The 17,585-nt window shown below is 62.7% G+C and carries 11 protein-coding genes and 1 pseudogene; 2 read left to right on the top strand and 10 right to left on the bottom strand.

The window, feature by feature from the left end:
- Positions 1–5 precede the first annotated feature (5 nt).
- Positions 6–839 carry an FTR1 family iron permease gene (locus AB4O23_RS16050; protein WP_017527376.1) on the top strand — a complete coding sequence of 278 codons (834 nt, stop codon included), beginning with the start codon at positions 6–8 and terminating at the stop codon, positions 837–839.
- Positions 836–2,176 (top strand): 4Fe-4S binding protein, encoded by a 1,341-nt coding sequence (locus AB4O23_RS16045; protein WP_217855108.1) that lies wholly within the window; start codon positions 836–838, stop codon positions 2,174–2,176. The genes AB4O23_RS16050 and AB4O23_RS16045 overlap by 4 nt, the downstream gene beginning before the upstream one ends.
- A 160-nt stretch (positions 2,177–2,336) precedes the next feature.
- Here the strand turns inward: AB4O23_RS16045 and AB4O23_RS16040 are convergent, their stop codons facing one another.
- From AB4O23_RS16040 to AB4O23_RS15995, 10 genes and pseudogenes are all read right to left on the bottom strand, one after another.
- Positions 2,337–3,596 (bottom strand): IS256 family transposase, encoded by a 1,260-nt coding sequence (locus AB4O23_RS16040; RefSeq protein ID WP_015372597.1) that lies wholly within the window; start codon positions 3,594–3,596, stop codon positions 2,337–2,339.
- Between the two features lie 182 nt (positions 3,597–3,778).
- Positions 3,779–5,398, bottom strand: a complete 1,620-nt coding sequence (locus tag AB4O23_RS16035; protein WP_065878807.1) for a methyl-accepting chemotaxis protein — start codon at positions 5,396–5,398, stop codon at positions 3,779–3,781.
- A gap of 68 nt (positions 5,399–5,466) precedes the next feature.
- Positions 5,467–6,162 (bottom strand): anaerobic ribonucleoside-triphosphate reductase activating protein, encoded by a 696-nt coding sequence (locus AB4O23_RS16030; protein WP_217855112.1) that lies wholly within the window; start codon positions 6,160–6,162, stop codon positions 5,467–5,469.
- Positions 6,162–8,345: pseudogene (locus AB4O23_RS16025) on the bottom strand (ribonucleoside triphosphate reductase); the annotation flags it as partial. The pseudogene AB4O23_RS16025 and the gene AB4O23_RS16030, both read right to left, overlap by 1 nt.
- Positions 8,346–8,888: 543 nt before the next feature.
- Positions 8,889–9,875 carry a GTP 3',8-cyclase MoaA gene (gene moaA, locus AB4O23_RS16020; protein WP_460059971.1) on the bottom strand — a complete coding sequence of 329 codons (987 nt, stop codon included), beginning with the start codon at positions 9,873–9,875 and terminating at the stop codon, positions 8,889–8,891.
- A 1-nt stretch (position 9,876) separates the two neighbouring features.
- Entirely contained in the window at positions 9,877–10,782 is a 906-nt protein-coding gene (locus AB4O23_RS16015) for a peptidylprolyl isomerase (RefSeq protein ID WP_065878801.1), read from the bottom strand.
- Between the two features lie 10 nt (positions 10,783–10,792).
- Entirely contained in the window at positions 10,793–11,470 is a 678-nt protein-coding gene (gene narI, locus AB4O23_RS16010; RefSeq protein ID WP_065878799.1) for a respiratory nitrate reductase subunit gamma, read from the bottom strand.
- Positions 11,463–12,218 carry a nitrate reductase molybdenum cofactor assembly chaperone gene (gene narJ, locus AB4O23_RS16005; protein ID WP_065878797.1) on the bottom strand — a complete coding sequence of 252 codons (756 nt, stop codon included), beginning with the start codon at positions 12,216–12,218 and terminating at the stop codon, positions 11,463–11,465. Before narJ ends, narI begins: the two co-directional genes overlap by 8 nt.
- Positions 12,219–12,221: 3 nt before the next feature.
- Complete coding sequence (gene narH / locus AB4O23_RS16000) at positions 12,222–13,760, bottom strand: nitrate reductase subunit beta (protein ID WP_017527366.1); 1,539 nt, start codon at positions 13,758–13,760, stop codon at positions 12,222–12,224.
- 1 nt (position 13,761) lies between these two features.
- Complete coding sequence (locus AB4O23_RS15995) at positions 13,762–17,535, bottom strand: nitrate reductase subunit alpha (RefSeq protein ID WP_460059969.1); 3,774 nt, start codon at positions 17,533–17,535, stop codon at positions 13,762–13,764.
- Positions 17,536–17,585 lie beyond the last annotated feature (50 nt).

The following is a 17,585-nucleotide window of genomic DNA, read 5'->3' as shown; positions in this document are numbered from 1 at the left end:
CGTTGATGAATCAAGCGATGTTTATTGTGTGGCGCGAAAGCGTCGAAGCGCTGTTGGTGATCGGCATTTTGCAGGCCTGGATCAGCCGCCAGAGCGGCCATTCGCGCCTGGCCCGTTTCCTTTGGGCCGGGGTGTTGGCGGGGTTGCTGGGTTCGGCGGGCCTGGCCGGGTTGATGCTGTGGGCCGGCGACACCATGACCGGCGCCGAGGGTGAATGGCTGCAAGCGCTGATGACGCTGCTGGCCAGCGGGTTGATGGTGCAGATGGTGTTCTGGATGCACCGCCACGCGCCCACGCTCAAGCACAGCCTGCTACGCGAAGCCGACCAGCGCCTGGCCCATCAGGGCGGTTGGGGGCTGATGCTGCTGGCGCTGTTGGCGGTGAGCCGCGAAGGCAGCGAAACCGTGGTGTTCCTGTACGGTGCCGGCGCACGGCTGCACGATACGGCGCTGGGCTTGTTCGCCATCGGCGGCGTGCTGGGCCTGGTGTTGGCCGGTCTCACGGTGGTGTTGTTGCGCAGCAGTCGGCGTTTTATCTCGTGGTCGCACTTTTTTGCCCTCAGCGAAGCGCTGTTGCTGCTGTTGGGCGGTGCCTTGCTGGTCGCCGCCGTGGACCGCATCAGCGGGCAACTGCTGGCCATGGACATGCCCGACTGGGTCTACAGCGCTGTCGGCGAAAGCCGCTGGGACAGCAGCGCCCTGCTCAGTGACAGCCATGGCCTGGGCGCGCTGCTCGCCGACTTTGCCGGCTACCGCGCCGCACCCAGCCTGATCACCTTGCTGGTGCTGCTGGGCTACTGGTTGGCGGTGGGCAACGGCTTGCGCCGGTCACGGCCATGAACTGGCTGCAGCCCCTGGGCGATGGTATGCGCCGCCATGCCCGGTTGATCCGCGCCGTGCAATGGGTGGTGGTGCTGGCCTACGCCGTGCTGTTGGTGGTGCCCGCCCTGCTGCCGCTACCGGACAGCCAGGCGCGCCTGCTGGACAACCTGACGCGGCTCGCACAATTTCTGTTCTGGGGTGTCTGGTGGCCGTTCGTATTGCTGTCGATGGTGTTATTCGGGCGCCTGTGGTGCGGCGTGCTCTGCCCGGAAGGCTCATTGAGCGAATGGGCCAGCCGGCATGGCCGTGGCCTGGGCATTCCACACTGGCTGCGCTGGGGTGGCTGGCCCACCGTAGGTTTTGGTCTGACCACCCTCTACGGCCAGTTGATCAGCGTGTATGACTACGCTCAGGCTGCGTTGCTGATCCTCGGTGGCTCGACCGTGGCGGCGGTGATCGTCGGCCTGCTGTTCGTACGCGGCAAACGCGTGTGGTGCCGCTACCTGTGCCCGGTCAGCGGCGTATTCGCCCTGCTCGCCCGCCTGGCGCCCGTGCACTTTGCGGTGGATGAACAACGCTGGAAAGCCAATAGCGCCCCGCGCCTGCCATTACCCAACTGCGCGCCACTGCTGGACATCCGCCGCCTGCAAGGCGCCAGCGAGTGCCACGCGTGCGGGCGCTGCAGCGGGCAACGGGGGGCGGTCCAACTGATCGCGCGCTCGTGCAACCAGGAAATCCTCCAGGCACCGCGCCAACCCGGCTCGGTGTGGGATGCACGGCTGCTGCTGTTTGGCGTGATCGGCTTGGCCATGGGCGCGTTCCACTGGACCATCAGCCCGTGGTTCATCGCCCTCAAGCAGGGCCTGGCCGAATGGCTGGTGAGCCATGATTGGCTATGGCCGCTGCAAGACAATGCACCGTGGTGGCTGCTGACCCATTATCCGCAGCTCAATGACAGTTTCAGTTGGCTCGACGGTGTTTGCATCGTGCTGTATCTGGCGGGCAGCTCATTGCTGCTCGGTGGCGGATGCTGGCTGCTGCTGCGCCTGGCCGCGCGCGTAGCGGGTGATCGCGCACTGTTTCGGCCCCTGGCCCTGACCTTGACGCCCTTGGGTGGTGCGGGGTTGTTCCTGGGCTTGTCGGCGACCACGGTGAAGTTGTTGCGCTATGAGGGGTGGGTGTTGGGCTGGGTGCAGCCGGTTCGCGCGGCGATTTTGCTCGGCGCGATGGGCTGGTGTTTGTGGTTGGGGTGGCGGCAGCTGGGTGGGGTGCAATCGCGGTGGGCGGCTTGGTTGTGTGTTCTGGTGAGTAACGGGGTGGTGGGATTTGGAGGGTGGTTGCAGTTTTGGGGATGAGTACCCATCCGTTGTTTGGGTAACGGCTCGCGTTTGAACGGCGCAACAGACTGAGGTCCACCCGATGTAGGCAGATCCACCTGTGGGAGGGGCGTGCGAGAGAGTGTCAGATTTTTTGTGTTCGGGCCGGTTAAGGCCTGCCGTCAGGCAGGCCCTATCTTTACCAGGTCGGCCTGATAAATCGATCTCCGTACAGAATCGCAAATTGATTCATTGCGTTCTTCCAATCATGAGCCGCACTGCCCCAGTTCGCGGTGATATTTCGTAATGCCAGCCAGATTAGCTTTGTCGCGGCCTCATCCGTTGGGAAGTGGCCTCGCGTTTTGATGACCTTGCGCAACTGGGCATTGATACTCTCGATGGCATTGGTTGTGTAGATCACTTTGCGTATTGCCGGGGGAAACACGAAGAACGGTATAACTCGATCCCAAGCACGTTTCCAAGCCGATACGACTGTCGGATATTGCTTACCCCAAGGCCCGGCTTCGAAAGCCAGTAGCGCTTGTTCTGCGGCGTCAGCATTGAGTGCTTGATAGATCGGTTTCAGTGCCTTGGCCAGCTCACGGCGCTTATCCCACGGGGCGTAATCGAGGCTGTTACGGATCAGGTGGACGATGCAGGTCTGCAACGTCGTCTCAGGAAACACAGCACTCAGCGCTTCGGGCATGCCTTTGAGACCGTCAGTTACGGCGATCAAGACGTCTTCGACGCCTCGGGTTTTCAGGTCGTTAAAGACCTTCATCCAAAATTTGGCGCCTTCGGTTGTTTCAATCCAAATGCCCAGAATATCTCGCGTTCCGTCCGGCAATACTCCCAGTGCCAAGTAGATCGCTTTGTTGCGAACCAGGCCTTCGTCGCGAATTTTGACTCGCAATGCATCGAAGAAAATTACCGGGTACATCGGTTCAAGCGGTCGCTGTTGCCAGGCGGTAACCTCCTCCAACACTGCGTCAGTGACTGAGCTGATGAAATCGTGAGAGACGTCTGTTCCGTACTGTTCAGAGAGAAACGCCCGGATTTCGCGAACCGTCATGCCTCGGGCATACATCGCGATAATCTTGTCATCGAAGCCGGTAAAACGCCGTTCGTGTTTGGGGATCAGAATCGGAGCAAAGCTTCCATCACGGTCTCTGGGAATGTCCAAACGCAGCGGACCGTCATCGGTTAGCACCGTTTTTCCGCTCTTGCCGTTGCGCTGGTTACTCGATTCCTCAGGGCGCTCCGCGCCCTGAGGGTAGCCAAGGTGGTGGCCCAACTCGGCACCAAGAGCTCGCTCGATCAGCGCCTTTTTGAACGCCATCGAGGCATCCTGAATGGCTTCGGCACTCATCGGGCCGCTGACGAACTGGTCGATCAGCTCTTGGGGAATGGATGGAAGGTCTCGCGGGGCCTCACGGGCCGGTTTCTTTTTGGTCGGCATACATGCACCTCTATCAACATGTTATGCCCGAACACAAAATTTATGACAGGCCCCGGTGCGACGATTCGACTTGCTCCCGATGGCAGTGGGTCAGCAAACGATGCACTCACTGACACTCCCCCATCGGGAGCAAGCCCCCTCCCACAGTGGAACTGTGATCGACGAACAATACCGGTCGGTTACTAGACCTTGAACCGCGCCACCATCTGATGCAGCGCCCCCGCCATCCCCGCCAAGTCGTGCCCTGCCGTCTCTGTATGCAATGCGCCCTGCAATACCTGCTGGGACAAACTACGAATCCCCACCAGGTTACGATCCACCTCCCGCGCCACCAGCGCCTGCTCTTCGGTGGCGCTGGCAATTAGCATGTTGCGCTCGTTGATCTGCGAAATAGACCGAGTGATCTCCTCCAACGCTTCCCCCGAACGCTGCGCCACGCCCAAGGTGGTCTGCACCCGCTCACTGCTGCTGTGCATCGCCGCCACCGCGTGTTCGGTGTCATGGCGAATATTGCCGATCATCTGCTCGATCTCCTGGGTCGAGGTTTGAGTGCGATGGGCCAGCGCACGTACCTCATCGGCGACCACGGCAAAACCGCGCCCGGCGTCCCCGGCGCGGGCCGCTTCGATGGCGGCGTTGAGGGCCAGCAGGTTGGTCTGGTCGGCAATGCTGCGGATCACCTCCAGCACGCCGCTGATGTCCTGCACGCGCACGGCCAGTTGCTGGATGCGTTCGCAGGTTTCCACCACGCCGTTGGCCAGGGTGTTGATCGACGCCACGGTTTGCTGCACCTGGGCCTGGCCGCGCTGGGCGGTCTGCTCGGACAGACGCGAGGCCTCGCTGGTGCTCACGGCATTGCGCGCCACTTCATCGACCGCGGCGGTCATTTGATTCACCGCCGTGGCGGCCTGTTCGATCTCTTGGCCCTGGGCCTGCAAGCTGCTGCTGGTCTGGCCGCTGACCGCGCTCAACTCCTCGGAGGAGCTGGCCACGCCGTCCACCGACGCCGCGATGTGCCGCACCATCTGGTTCAGGTTCTGCTGCATCCGGTGCAGGTTGCGCATCACGCTGCCCTCGGCACTGTTGCCCACGGGCACCACGATGGTCAGGTCGCCCTCGGCGATATGGTTCAACACCCGCGCCGCTTCAGACGGCTCGCCGCCCAAGGGCCGGAGCACGCTGCGGGTAACCATCACCGCAGCCGTTATCACCAGCGCCAGGCACAGCACGAACAGCCCGAGCATGTTGCGCCGCGCCTCGTCATACAGGCTCTGCGCCGCCTGCCGGCGCTCGGCGAACACCTGGCCCTGCAGGGTCATCAGGGCATCCAGGCTCTTGAACACTTCCAGTTCGGCCGGCATCACCTGTTGCTTGAGCTGCGCCAGCCCCTGCTCGCGGGCGCCCTGTCTGATCAGCGCCTGCACCTGGGTAAACGCGGCCACGTAGGCTTCACGATGGGTTTTCAAGGTGGCATACGCGGCCTTGCCCTCGGCGGTATCGAGCAGCGGTTCGAGGGCGCCGAAAGCGTCGGTGATGCGCTGGCGCGTAGTGCCGATGGCGGCCTGGGCCTGTGGGTTGTCCTGGTCGATCAGCAGGTCGCGGGTGTTGCGCCCGTTATCGCGCACACCGGTGGCAATCACCATGATCGGCGCGATTTTCGGCCAGTCCTGTTGCACGATCTGTTCCGATTGCTGCTTGAGGGTTGCCAGGTCGTGCAGGGCGTAAAACACCAAGCCGACCAGGGCCAACGGCGCAATCGCGAAACCGATGACAATGCGTTGAGCCGTGGTTAATTGCTTCATTCTGATATCCCTGATGAAAGCCTGCCCAACATGGGCAGCATCTATAAAAATCCTGTTGAGGGCGTGCATCACCCTCGCAGTACAAACGCGGGGAATAACGCCCGCAGTCGGCCCCATAGCTCGGGCAGTGCCGCCTGTACCGGCGCGCGCGCCAAGTGCGGGTCGAGCATGCTGGCCGTGCGCACCAGCTGCACGGCGAAACGCGTTACGCCACTGGCTTGCAAACGCTGGGCCAGCAGTAGCAGGCGGGCGGGGTCGATCAGGTGCCAGTGCACCGTGGTGCGGCATTCGTAGTCCACGCCACTGGCCAGCAAGGCCTCCAGGCTGCGCCAGTTGGCGGCGCCGCTGCCCTTGACCTGGGTGATCGAGCGGCAGTCTTCGGCCAGCGCCTTCACATCAAAACCGACCCAATCGGCATGGCGCAGCGCGTTGGCAAAACCGGTCGGTTTGATCCCCGCGCTGTGCAGGCCGACCCGAAACCCCATCGCGCGCACTTCATCCATGGCCGCCGGCAAGCCTTCCTGCAAGGTCGGTTCGCCGCCGCTGAACACCACGGCGTCGAGCAAATCCTGACGCCGTTGCAAAAACAGCAACACCCGGCGCCAATCCACCTCAGTGCTTGCGCGCGGCGGGATCAGGTCCGGGTTGTGGCAGTAACGGCAGCGCCAGGCACAGCCCTGGCAAAACAGCACGCAGGCAAGCATGCCGGGATAGTCGAGGGTGGTCAGGGGCACCAGGCCCCCGACCCGTAGCGCTCGACTCATTGGCGCCCGGCCACGGCGGCCGCTTCAGTGAAATGCACACGCTCCTTGTGCTCGGACTGTTTGCCGGGGTTGAAGGCCGACACCGGCCGGTGGTAACCCATCACCCGGGTCCAGACTTCGCAGCGCTGACGTTGTGGCTGGGATGTTTGCATGGTGTAGCTCCTTGAGGGTTGAAAAACGCTTTATCGCGCAGCGGCCAGGGCGAGCACTTCGTCGCACTTGGGGCAGAACTCATGTTCACCGGCCAGGTAGCCGTGCACCGGGCAGATCGAGAACGTCGGGGTGATCGTCAGGTACGGCAGGCGGAAACGTCCCAGGGCTTTGCGCACCAACTGCTTGCACGCCTGGGTCGAGGAAATCCGCTCGGCCATGTACAGGTGCAATACGGTGCCGCCGGTGTATTTGCATTGCAGTTCATCTTGCAGCTCCAGCGCTTCGAATGGGTCCTGGGTGAAGCCCACCGGCAATTGCGAGGAGTTGGTGTAATACGGCGCGACATCGCTGCCGACCTGCAGGATGTCGGGGTAGCGCTTGCGGTCTTCCTTGGCGAAGCGGTAAGTGGTGCCTTCGGCCGGCGTGGCTTCGAGGTTGTAGAGGTGGCCGGTTTCTTCCTGGAACCGCAGCAACGTGGCACGCACATGGTCGAGCAGCTTGAGGGCAAACGCGCGGCCCTGCTCGGTGTGCATGCCCTGCTCATCGCCGCTGAAATTGCGCAGCATCTCGTGCATGCCATTGAGGCCAATGGTGGAGAAGTGATTGCGCAGGGTGCCCAGGTACCGCTTGGTGTAGGGGTAGAGGCCGGCGTCCATATGGTGCTGGATCACCTTGCGCTTGACCTCCAGGCTTTCCATGGCCATGTCCATCAGGCTGTCCAGGCGTTGCAGCAGGCCCGAGGTGTCCCCCTTGAACAGATAGCCCAGGCGCGCGCAGTTGATCGTCACCACCCCCAGACTGCCGGTCTGCTCCGCCGACCCGAACAGCCCGCCGCCGCGCTTGAGCAACTCACGCACGTCCAGTTGCAGGCGACAGCACATCGAGCGCACCTGGTTGGGCTGCATATCGGAATTGAGGAAGTTCTGGAAATACGGCAAGCCATAGCGCGCGGTCATCTCGAACAGGCGGTCGGCGTTGTCGCTGTCCCAGGGGAAATCGTGGGTGATGTTGTAGGTGGGAATCGGAAAGGTGAATACCCGGCCCCTGGCGTCGCCCGCCTGCATCACTTCGATATAGGCGCGGTTGATCAGCTCCATTTCGGCCTGCAGGTCGCCGTAGGCAAACGGCATTTCCTCACCACCGATCACCGGGATTTGCTCACGCAGATCCTCCGGGCAGACCCAGTCAAAGGTCAGGTTGGTAAACGGCGTTTGGGTGCCCCAGCGCGACGGCACGTTGAGGTTGTAGATGAACTCCTGCACCGCCTGACGCACCTGGGCGTAGCTCAGTTGGTCCTTGCGCACATAGGGCGCCAGGTAAGTGTCGAACGAACTGAACGCCTGGGCGCCGGCCCATTCGTTTTGCAGGGTGCCGAGGAAGTTGACCATCTGCCCCAGGGCGCTGCTCAGATGCTTGGGCGGCCCCGCTTCGACGCGCCCGGCAACGCCATTGAGGCCCTCGTGCAACAACGAACGCAGCGACCAGCCGGCGCAGTAACCGGCGAGCATGTCGAGGTCGTGAATATGCAAATCCGCCTCACGGTGCGCGCGGCCGATCTGCTGGCTGTAGACCTCATCGAGCCAATAATTGGCGGTGACCTTGCCCGACACATTGAGCACCAACCCGCCGAGGGAATAGCCCTGGTTGGCATTGGCCTGTACGCGCCAGTCTTCTCGGTCGAGGTATTCGTTCATCGAGGTGGCGACTTCCACCAGGGTCTTGCGGTCGCGACGCAGGCGCCCGTGTTGTTCGCGGTAGACGATGTAGGCGCGCATGGAGAGGAAGTAGCCGGCGTCCATCAGTACGCGTTCGACGCTGTCCTGGATCTGTTCGACGTCCAACTGCTCGATGCCCTTAAGGCGCGCGAGGACGGCGCCCAGCAGCAGGTCGACATCGGCGGGTTGATATTCGCCGGTGGCGGTGCCGGCGGCGATCAGCGCCTGGCGGATTTTTTCCGGGTTGAAGGGGGCGAGGCTGCCGTCGCGCTTGTGTAGGCGAGTGCTGAACAGCGGGGTGAGCGTGGGTTGCATTTTCAGGGCTCCAGGCACCACATATAGTGATTTATTAATGAGTAGACACAAGATGCAGTGAGATTACGGAAAACGGGGTGAGCGCCCCTTGATTGGGGTCAAGGTTTTTTGATTGGGGTATATCCGTTATTTAGGTAACGGCCGCCTATGGTTCCGCCCTTACGGCGGCTCACTTTTGAACAGCGCAAAAGTAAGCAAAACGCTCTTGCCCCAACACTCGGCACCTCGCTTAGGCTCGGTGTGCCCGAACGCAGGCTTGAATCCGTGGGCCGCCGCCACGCGCCATCCATGGCGCGGGGCGGCTAACCCGGCGTCCTGCCGGGTTACCCACGGATTCAAGCCTGCGTTCGGCCAGCGTGTTTAATGGGGCGCCTGAGATCACGATCAAAAGCCAGATCAAAAACCAAAGCAGACTGAGGCCTATCTGATGTATGGAGATCAAAAATGTGGTAGGGGGCTTGCTCCCGATGGCAGTGGGTCAGCAACCGATGCATCAACTGACACGCCCTCATCGGGAGCAAGCCCCCACATTGAGGCACCGCCCTACCCCCCACTCATGTTCATAAACCGCACCACCTGCACCTCCCCCGCCCCGGTAAAGTCATGCCGCAACGGCTTGCCCTTCAACCCACGAACCAACGCCTCGACCAACGGCCCATCGTCCAGCGGATAGCGGCGCAACAACCCCCGAAAATCCACCGCCTGCTCCTGCCCCAGACACAACAACAACTGCCCCTCCACCGTCATGCGCACGCGGTTGCAACTGCCGCAGAAGTTGTGGGAGTTGGGCGAAATAAACCCGATGCGCGTTGCCGGATGCCTTGCCAAGCGCACATACCGCGCCGGTCCGCCGCTGTTCTCGGTGCTGTCCACAAAACCATGTTCACGGGCAATCACCGCGCGCACTTCATCGCTGGAACAAAACGTCTCCCCGCGCGAGCGCCCCACATCGCCCAAGGGCATTTCCTCGATAAAGCTGATGTCGATACCTTGATCGATGGCATACCGCACCAACCCCGGCACCTCATCAAAATTGCGCCCCTTCATCACCACGCAGTTGAGCTTGACCCGTTCGAACCCCGCCTCCCGGGCCGCCTCGATACCGGCCAGCACCTGGCGCAGATCACCGTTGCGGGTGATCGCGCGAAAGCGTGAGGCGTCCAGGCTGTCGAGGCTGATATTCATGCGCTTGACCCCCGCCTCCACCAACGGCCGGGCCAATCGCGCCAACTGCGAGCCATTGCTGGTCATCACCAGTTCACGCAGCCCCGGCAACGCGGCGATGTTGCGGCACAAGCCGACAATGCCCGGGCGGATCAGCGGTTCACCGCCGGTAAGGCGGATCTTGCGCACGCCCTGGCCGACGAACAACGCGGCCAGCCGCTGCAGCTCTTCCAGCGTCAACACCTGCTGGCGCGGCAGGAAGGTCATGTTTTTCGCCATGCAGTACACACAGCGAAAATCACAGCGGTCGGTCACCGACAAGCGCAGGTAATCGATGGAGCGGCCCACACCATCCAACAGGCTCATGTCACTGCACCAACGGCGAGTCGGCACCCTGCAACGCGATGCCGCGAATGTCCGCCGCGCCGATCAGGGTTTGCAGGTACTGCACCAACGCCTTCTGCCACACGCCCTGTTGCAGTTGGGTGCGAATGGCCACCGCCACCGCTTCGTACGGCAGCGGCTGGCCTTCGACGCGCTGGTCGACGTTGATCACGTGCCAGCCATAACGGCTCTCCAAAGGCTTGGCGGCCAGGCCCGGTGCCAGGGTGAACAACTGGCGCTCCAGCTCCGGCACAGTCTGGCCTTTGCTCACCTGGCCCAACGAACCACCCTGGGCCTTGGACGGGCACGCCGAGTATTTGAGGGCCAACTCGGCAAACTGGCCCGGCTGCTCTTCCAGGCTCAGCAGCAAGACTTCTGCCTGGCTGTGCGCCAGATCGCGCGCCTCGCTATCGTCCGGCGCGCATTCGAGCAGGATGTGCCGCACCGCCAACAACGGCGCACTGTGAAAGCGCCCACGGTTGTTATCGAAGTAACGCAAGCAGGTGGCCTCGTCGCACTCGGGCACCGTGACCTCGCGCTCCAGCAACAAACGCGTGGCCGCTTCTTCTTGGTTTTCGCCGGGGGCAATGTCCCCTGCCAGGCCCAGCTCGGCAATCCGCTGCTGCAACAGCTCGCGGATCACCAGCGCACGGGCGGCCAGGTACACCGCCGCCTCGCGGCTTTCGGCCGGGTGATACTGCAACTCCAGGGCCATCGCCTCGGGCGTGACCGGCACGCCGTTGACGCTGATGATCGGCCATTCCTGCTCACTGCTGGCGATCAACTCAGGCTCAAGCGGCACTGCGACTTCAACCACCGCCTCTTTGGCCGACGAACCGCAACCGCCGCTGCCGCCATTGCCGCCACCACATCCGCATCCACTGCTCATGCTGTTCTCCTCACTTTTGCCGCACGATTTGATAACGACGCCCCAGGTACCAGATCGGTGCGCTGACCATGTGCACCAGGCGGGTAAACGGGAACAGCACGAACAGGGTCAGGCCCAGCGCCACATGGGCCTTGTAGATCAGCGACACCGGCGCGATCGACTCGGCCGCCTGCACCGGCCGCAACAGCACCACGTTCTGTGCCCAGTCGGCGAGCATCACCATCACCGAGCCCTCCATATGGCCGGTGGAGGCCACGATGGTCAGCAAGCCCAGCAGCAATTGCGCCAGCAGCACCAGCAGGATCAGGATGTCCGACGGGCTCGACGTCGCGCGCACCCGTGGGTCGCTCAGGCGCCGCTTGACCAGCATCAGCAAGCCCACCAGGCACAGCAGGCCGAAGAAGCCGCCGGAAACCATCGCGAGCAGTTGCTTGTTTTCGGTACTGATCACATGGTGGTAGACCGACGCCGGGGTGAGCAGGCCGACAAAATGCCCGGCCAGTACGAACAGCACGCCGACATGGAAAAAGTTGCTCGCCACGCGCATGCCACGGTTATTGAGCATCTGGCTGGAGCCGGCCTTCCAGGTGTACTGCGAGAGGTCGAACCGCGCCCAACTGCCCAACAGACAGATGGCCAGGGCCACATAGGGGTAGACCCCGAATACCAGCAAATTCCACTTAGACATTACCCACCTCCCCGGCCGGCACGCTGGCCTGGCCTTCTCGCTGAAAATCCACCCAATGCAACGGCACCGCGCTTTCTTCGCGGGCCTTGCCCGGCGCGCTCGGTAGCGAACTGCAGCGGTCCTGCTGTTCGGCCTGCATAAAGTCCACCGCTTCCTCTTCCCAGATTTTGTCCAGGGCTTCGAGGGAGTCGTCGCGCGGTTCGGCGGCGACCTGGGCGCGCACTTCAGCCACGGCCTGGTGCGGCTCGGCGCCGGCGATCTGCAACAGCGCACGCAAGCAACCGGCATAAGCGCTCTCACGCTCTTCCAGACGCGCGGCGAGCAATGCCAGCAGGTGCGCCACATCCGCCAGGCCCTCGCGGGCCTCGATGTCTTCGCGGGTGGACAAAAACTCCAGATACAGCGGGATATAGTCCGGCAGCTCCTTGACGCCGATGGCAAAGCCGGCCGCTTCGTACTGGGCCATCATGTCGACCATGGCCTGGCCACGATCGCGGGACTCACCGTGCACGTGTTCGAACAACAACAGCGACAACGAACGCCCCCGGCCAAACAGCGCGCCGTAGTGTTCCTGACCGTCCATCAGGTCGTTGGCGCAGATCAGCTCCAGCAGCTCAAACAACGCGCCGCGCTGCTTGGGGCTGATTTCCCGCGATTCGATGATCGCCTGTTCCAATTCGTCGCGGCCGTTCACCAGGGTCTCGGTGGGGTAATCCAGCAGCAGCGAAATCACTTTGAGAATGCGCATGGCTCAGTCCTCCCAGATCTGTACGGTTTTGAGCACGTCGCGGCGGTTGGCCTTCTTGGCGCCGAACATGTTGGTGTCGGAGCTGCCGCTGCAACCGCTGCCGAAGCTGAACCCACAACCGGAGCGCTCGGCGAACGCGTCGCTCATGGCGTCTTCACGGTGGGCGCTGGGCACCACAAAACGGTCTTCGTAGTTGGCGATGGCCAGGTAGCGGTACATCTCTTCCACCTGTTCTACACTCAGGCCGACGTCTTCGAGCACTTGCAGGTCTTCGACGCCGTCCACTTGCTGGGAGCGCTTGAAGGCCCGCATCGCCAGCAGGCGCTTGAGCGCTCGCTTGACCGGTTTTTCATCGCCGGCGGTGAGCATGTTCGCCAGGTAACGCAGCGGAATGCGCAGGCTGTCGACATCCGGGATTACCCCGTTCATGCCCACGGTGCCGGCGGCCGCAGCGTTCTGGATCGGCGAAAGCGGCGGCACGTACCAGACCATCGGCAAGGTGCGGTATTCCGGGTGCAACGGCAGTGCGAGTTTCCAGTCCACCGCCATCTTGTAGACGGGCGAACGCTGGGCCGAGTCGATCACCGACTGCGGTACGCCATCGGCCAGGGCCTGGCGGATCACCGCCGGGTCGTTCGGGTCGAGGAAGATTTCCAGCTGTTTCTCGTACAGATCCTGCTCACTGGCGGTACTCGCCACCTCGCTGATGCGGTCGGCGTCGTACAGCAACACGCCCAGATAACGAATACGCCCCACGCAGGTTTCGGCGCACACGGTAGGCATGCCGGCTTCGATGCGCGGGTAGCAGAAGATGCACTTCTCGGACTTGCCGCTTTTCCAGTTGAAGTAGATTTTCTTGTACGGGCAGCCGCTGATGCACATGCGCCAGCCACGGCATTTTTCCTGGTCGATCAGCACGATGCCGTCTTCTTCGCGCTTGTAGATCGCGCCACTGGGGCACGAGGCCGCGCACGCCGGGTTCAGGCAGTGCTCGCACAGGCGTGGCAGGTACATCATGAAGGTGTTTTCGTACTCGCCGTAAATGTCGGCCTGGATCTGGTCGAAGTTCTTGTCCTTGCGCCGCTTGGCGAACTCGGTGCCGAGGATTTCTTCCCAGTTGGGGCCCCATTCGATTTTCTGCATGCGCTTGCCCGACACCACCGAACGCGGGCGGGCGGTGGGCTGGTGCTCGCCCAGGGGCGCGGTGTGCAGGTGCTGGTAGTCGAAGTCGAACGGCTCGTAGTAGTCGTCCAGGCTCGGCAGGTCGGGGTTGGCGAAGATGTTCGCCAACACGCGGAATTTGCCGCCGATGCGCGGGTTGATCGAGCCGTTGGCGTTGCGCACCCAGCCGCCCTTCCACTTGTCCTGGTTTTCCCACTCTTTGGGGTAGCCGATGCCCGGCTTGGACTCGACGTTGTTGAACCAGGCGTATTCCATGCCTTCGCGGCTGGTCCACACGTTTTTGCAGGTGATCGAGCAGGTGTGGCAGCCGATGCATTTGTCCAGGTTCAGCACCATGCCGATCTGTGAGCGAATCTTCATCTCAGTTCTCCTCGATATCGGTCGGCAATGGGCGCGGCAAGTCATCGCCGCTGGAGCCATCGAGCCAGTCGACCTTGGCCATCTTGCGCACCACGACGAATTCGTCGCGGTTGCAACCGACCGTGCCGTAGTAGTTGAAACCGTAGGCCTGCTGGGCGTAGCCACCGATCATGTGGGTGGGCTTGAGCACCACGCGGGTCACCGAGTTGTGGTGGCCGCCACGGGTCTTGGTGGTTTCCGAACCGGGTACGTTCACGATGCGTTCCTGGGCGTGGTACATCATCACCATGCCTTCCTTGACACGCTGGCTGACCACCGCACGGGCGGTGAGCGCGCCGTTGACGTTGAAGCATTCGATCCAGTCGTTGTCCTCGATGCCGGCGCGCTTGGCGTCGATTTCCGAGAGCCACACAATCGGCCCGCCACGGCTCAAGGTGAGCATCAACAGGTTGTCGCTGTAGGTGCTGTGGATGCCCCACTTCTGGTGCGGGGTGATCCAGTTCAGCACGATCTCGGTCTCGCCATTGCTGCGTTTGCCCTTCACGCCTTCGATGGTGCGGGTGTTGACCGGTGGCCGGTAGCTCATCAACTGCTCGCCGAACGCCTGCATCCACGGGTGGTCCTGGTAGAACTGCTGGCGGCCGGTGATGGTGCGCCACGGGATATTTTCATGAACGTTGGTGTAGCCGGCGTTGTAGCTCACGTGGTCGTCTTCCAGGCCCGACCAGGTGGGGCTGGAAATGATCTTGCGCGGCTGCGCCTGGATGTCGCGAAAACGAATCGCCTCGTGGGCCTTGGGCAGCGCCAGGTGGCTGTGGTCGATGCCGGTGAATTCCGACAACGCCGCCCACGCCTTGACCGCCACGTGGCCGTTGGTTTCCGGCGCCAGGGACAGGATCACCTCGGCCGCATCGATGGCCGTGTCGATTTTCGGCCGGCCGTGGCTGATACCGGCGTCGCCTTCGTGGTGGTTCAGTTCGCCGAGGAACTGCACCTCATCGTCGGTGTTCCAGTTGATGCCCTTGCCGCCATTGCCGAGTTTTTCCAGCATCGGGCCCAGCGAGGTGAATTTCTTGTAGATGTTCGGGTAGTCGCGCTCCACCACTGCCATGTTCGGCGCGTTCTTGCCCGGCACCGGCGCCACACCGGCGCTTTTCCAATCGGTGCCGCCGAACGGCTGGGCCAGTTCGCCGACGCTGTCGTGCATCAAGGGTACGGTGACCAGGTCTTGCTCCACGCCCAGGTGGCCGACCGACATGGCCGAGAACGCCTTGGCGATGCCCTTGTAGATTTCCCAGTCCGAACGCGACTCCCACGCCGGGTCGATGGCCGCCGACAACGGGTGGATGAATGGGTGCATGTCCGAGGTATTCATGTCGTCTTTTTCGTACCAGGTGGCGGTCGGCAAGACGATGTCGGAATACACGCAGGTGGAGGACATGCGGAAGTCCAGGGTAGTCACCAGGTCGAGCTTGCCGATGGCGCCGTCGTCGACCCATTCGGCTTCGGTGGGCTTGCTTTCGCCGCCAAAGCCGATGTCTTCGTTCATCACCCCGTTCTTGGTGCCCAGCAGGTACTTGAGCATGTACTCGTGGCCCTTGCCCGAGGAGCCAAGCAGGTTGGAGCGCCAGATAAACATGTTGCGCGGGAAGTTCACCGGGCTGTCCGGCTGTTCGCAGGCGAAACGCAGGCTGCCGTCCTGCCACGACTTGACCACGTAGTCTTTGGGGTCCATGCCCGCCGCTGCCGCATCACGGCAGATATGCAGCGGGTTGGTGTTGAGTTGCGGCGCGCTGGGCAACCAGCCGGCGCGTTCGGCGCGGATGTTGTAGTCCAGGGCATGGGTGGGGAACTGCGACTTGTCGGCCAGGGGCGAGAGCACGTCGTGCATGTTCATCTTCTCGTGGCGCCACTGGGAGCTGTGGCCGTAGAAGAAGCTGGTGCCGTTCATCTGGCGGGGTGGGCGGCTCCAGTCCAGGCCGAAGGCCAGGGGCAGCCAGCCGCATTGCGGGCGCAGTTTCTCCTGGCCGACGTAGTGGGCCCAGCCGCCGCCGGTCTGGCCCACGCAACCGCAGAGCATGAGCATGTTGATCAGCCCACGGTAGTTCATGTCCATGTGGTACCAGTGGTTCATCGCCGCGCCGACGATGATCATCGAACGGCCACGGGTTTTGTCGGCGTTGTCGGCGAACTCACGGGCGATCTGGATGGCTTTTTCGCGGCTGACGCCGGTGATCGCTTCCTGCCACGCCGGGGTACCCGGCACGCTGGCGTCGTCGTAGTCTCTGGCCACGTTGCTACCGCCCAGGCCACGGTCGATGGCCAGGTTCGCGGCAGACAAGTCGAACACCGTGGCGACCTTGGCCACCGTGCCGTCGGCCAGGGTCACGCTGTGTACCGGCACGCGGCGGAACTGCACCGCATCGCCGGCCACATGCTGGAAATGCTCGTGGGCTTCACCGGCAAAATACGGGAAGGCCACTTCGGCGACGTCATCACCGATCAGGCTGAGTTTGAGGTCGATGGCGCGGCCTTCACCGCCCTCCTTGGCGAGGATGTTCCACTTGCCCTTCTCGCCCCAGCGGTAGCCGATGGAGCCTTGTGGCGAGACCAACGCGCCGCTCTCATCGAGGGCGATGGTTTTCCATTCCGGGTTGTTGTCCTGGCCGAGGTTGCCGGTGAGGTCCGAGGCGCGCAGGAAGCGGTCGGGCTGGAAACCGGCGCCCGGTGCGAAGCCGCTCATGGGCTTGAGCGTCACCAGCACCGGCAGGTCGGTGAAGCGCTTGGCGTAATCGGTGAAATACGCGCTCGGTTTATCCAGGTGAAACTCTTTGAAGATCACATGGTTGAAGGCCTGGGCCAACGCGGCGTCGGTGCCCTGCTTGGGGTTGAGCCACAGGTCGGTGAGCTTGGCCACTTCCGAATAGTCGGGGGTGATGGCCACGGTCTTGGTGCCCTTGTAGCGCACCTCGGTGAAGAAGTGTGCGTCGGGGGTGCGGGTCTGCGGGACGTTGGAGCCCCAGGCGATGATGTAGTTGGAGTTGTACCAGTCGGCCGATTCCGGCACGTCGGTCTGCTCGCCCCACACCATCGGCGAGGCCGGTGGCAGGTCGCAGTACCAGTCGTAGAAGCTCAGGCACACACCGCCCAGCAGCGACAGGTAACGCGAGCCCGCCGCGTAGCTGACCATGGACATGGCCGGGATCGGCGAGAAGCCGACGATGCGGTCCGGGCCGTATTGCTTGATGGTGTAGACGTTGGAGGCGGCGATGATCTCATTCACCTCCTCCCAGTTGGAGCGGATAAAACCGCCCATGCCGCGCTTGCTCTTGTACGACTCGGCCTTGACCTTGTCCTCGACAATGCTCGCCCACGCTTCCACCGGCGGCAGGGTCAGGCGCGCTTGACGCCACAATTTGAGCAGCGGTTTGCGGATCTTGGGGTACTTGAGCCGGTTGGCGCTGTAGATGTACCAGCTGTAGCTGGCGCCGCGCGGGCAGCCACGGGGCTCGTGGTTGGGCAGGTCGTTGCGGGTGCGCGGGTAGTCGGTCTGCTGGGTCTCCCAGGTGATCAGGCCGTTTTTCACGTAGATCTTCCACGAGCACGAGCCGGTGCAGTTCACGCCGTGGGTGGAGCGCACGATCTTGTCGTACTGCCAGCGCGAACGGTAGACATTTTCCCAGTCGCGGGACTCTTTGCGGGTCTCGCCGTGACCGTCGGAGAATTCATTTTGCTTGCGGTTGAAGAACCGCAGTTGATCCAGTAAGTGACTCATGGTGCTTTCCTCATCAGGCGTGCCGTGGGGTGCGTTGCCCCGCGAATTCG

Source organism: Pseudomonas sp. H2_A10 (assembly GCF_054680085.1).
This window is presented reverse-complemented; position numbering and strand designations above follow the sequence as displayed.

Coding starts and splice junctions, on each gene's coding strand:
- AB4O23_RS16050 (WP_017527376.1), top strand. CDS start 6: ATGAATCAAGCGATGTTTATTGTGTGGCGCGAAAGCGTCGAAGCGCTG.
- AB4O23_RS16045 (WP_217855108.1), top strand. CDS start 836: ATGAACTGGCTGCAGCCCCTGGGCGATGGTATGCGCCGCCATGCCCGG.
- AB4O23_RS16040 (WP_015372597.1), bottom strand. CDS start 3,596: ATGCCGACCAAAAAGAAACCGGCCCGTGAGGCCCCGCGAGACCTTCCA.
- AB4O23_RS16035 (WP_065878807.1), bottom strand. CDS start 5,398: ATGAAGCAATTAACCACGGCTCAACGCATTGTCATCGGTTTCGCGATT.
- AB4O23_RS16030 (WP_217855112.1), bottom strand. CDS start 6,162: ATGAGTCGAGCGCTACGGGTCGGGGGCCTGGTGCCCCTGACCACCCTC.
- moaA (WP_460059971.1), bottom strand. CDS start 9,875: ATGAGCCTGTTGGATGGTGTGGGCCGCTCCATCGATTACCTGCGCTTG.
- AB4O23_RS16015 (WP_065878801.1), bottom strand. CDS start 10,782: ATGAGCAGTGGATGCGGATGTGGTGGCGGCAATGGCGGCAGCGGCGGT.
- narI (WP_065878799.1), bottom strand. CDS start 11,470: ATGTCTAAGTGGAATTTGCTGGTATTCGGGGTCTACCCCTATGTGGCC.
- narJ (WP_065878797.1), bottom strand. CDS start 12,218: ATGCGCATTCTCAAAGTGATTTCGCTGCTGCTGGATTACCCCACCGAG.
- narH (WP_017527366.1), bottom strand. CDS start 13,760: ATGAAGATTCGCTCACAGATCGGCATGGTGCTGAACCTGGACAAATGC.
- AB4O23_RS15995 (WP_460059969.1), bottom strand. CDS start 17,535: ATGAGTCACTTACTGGATCAACTGCGGTTCTTCAACCGCAAGCAAAAT.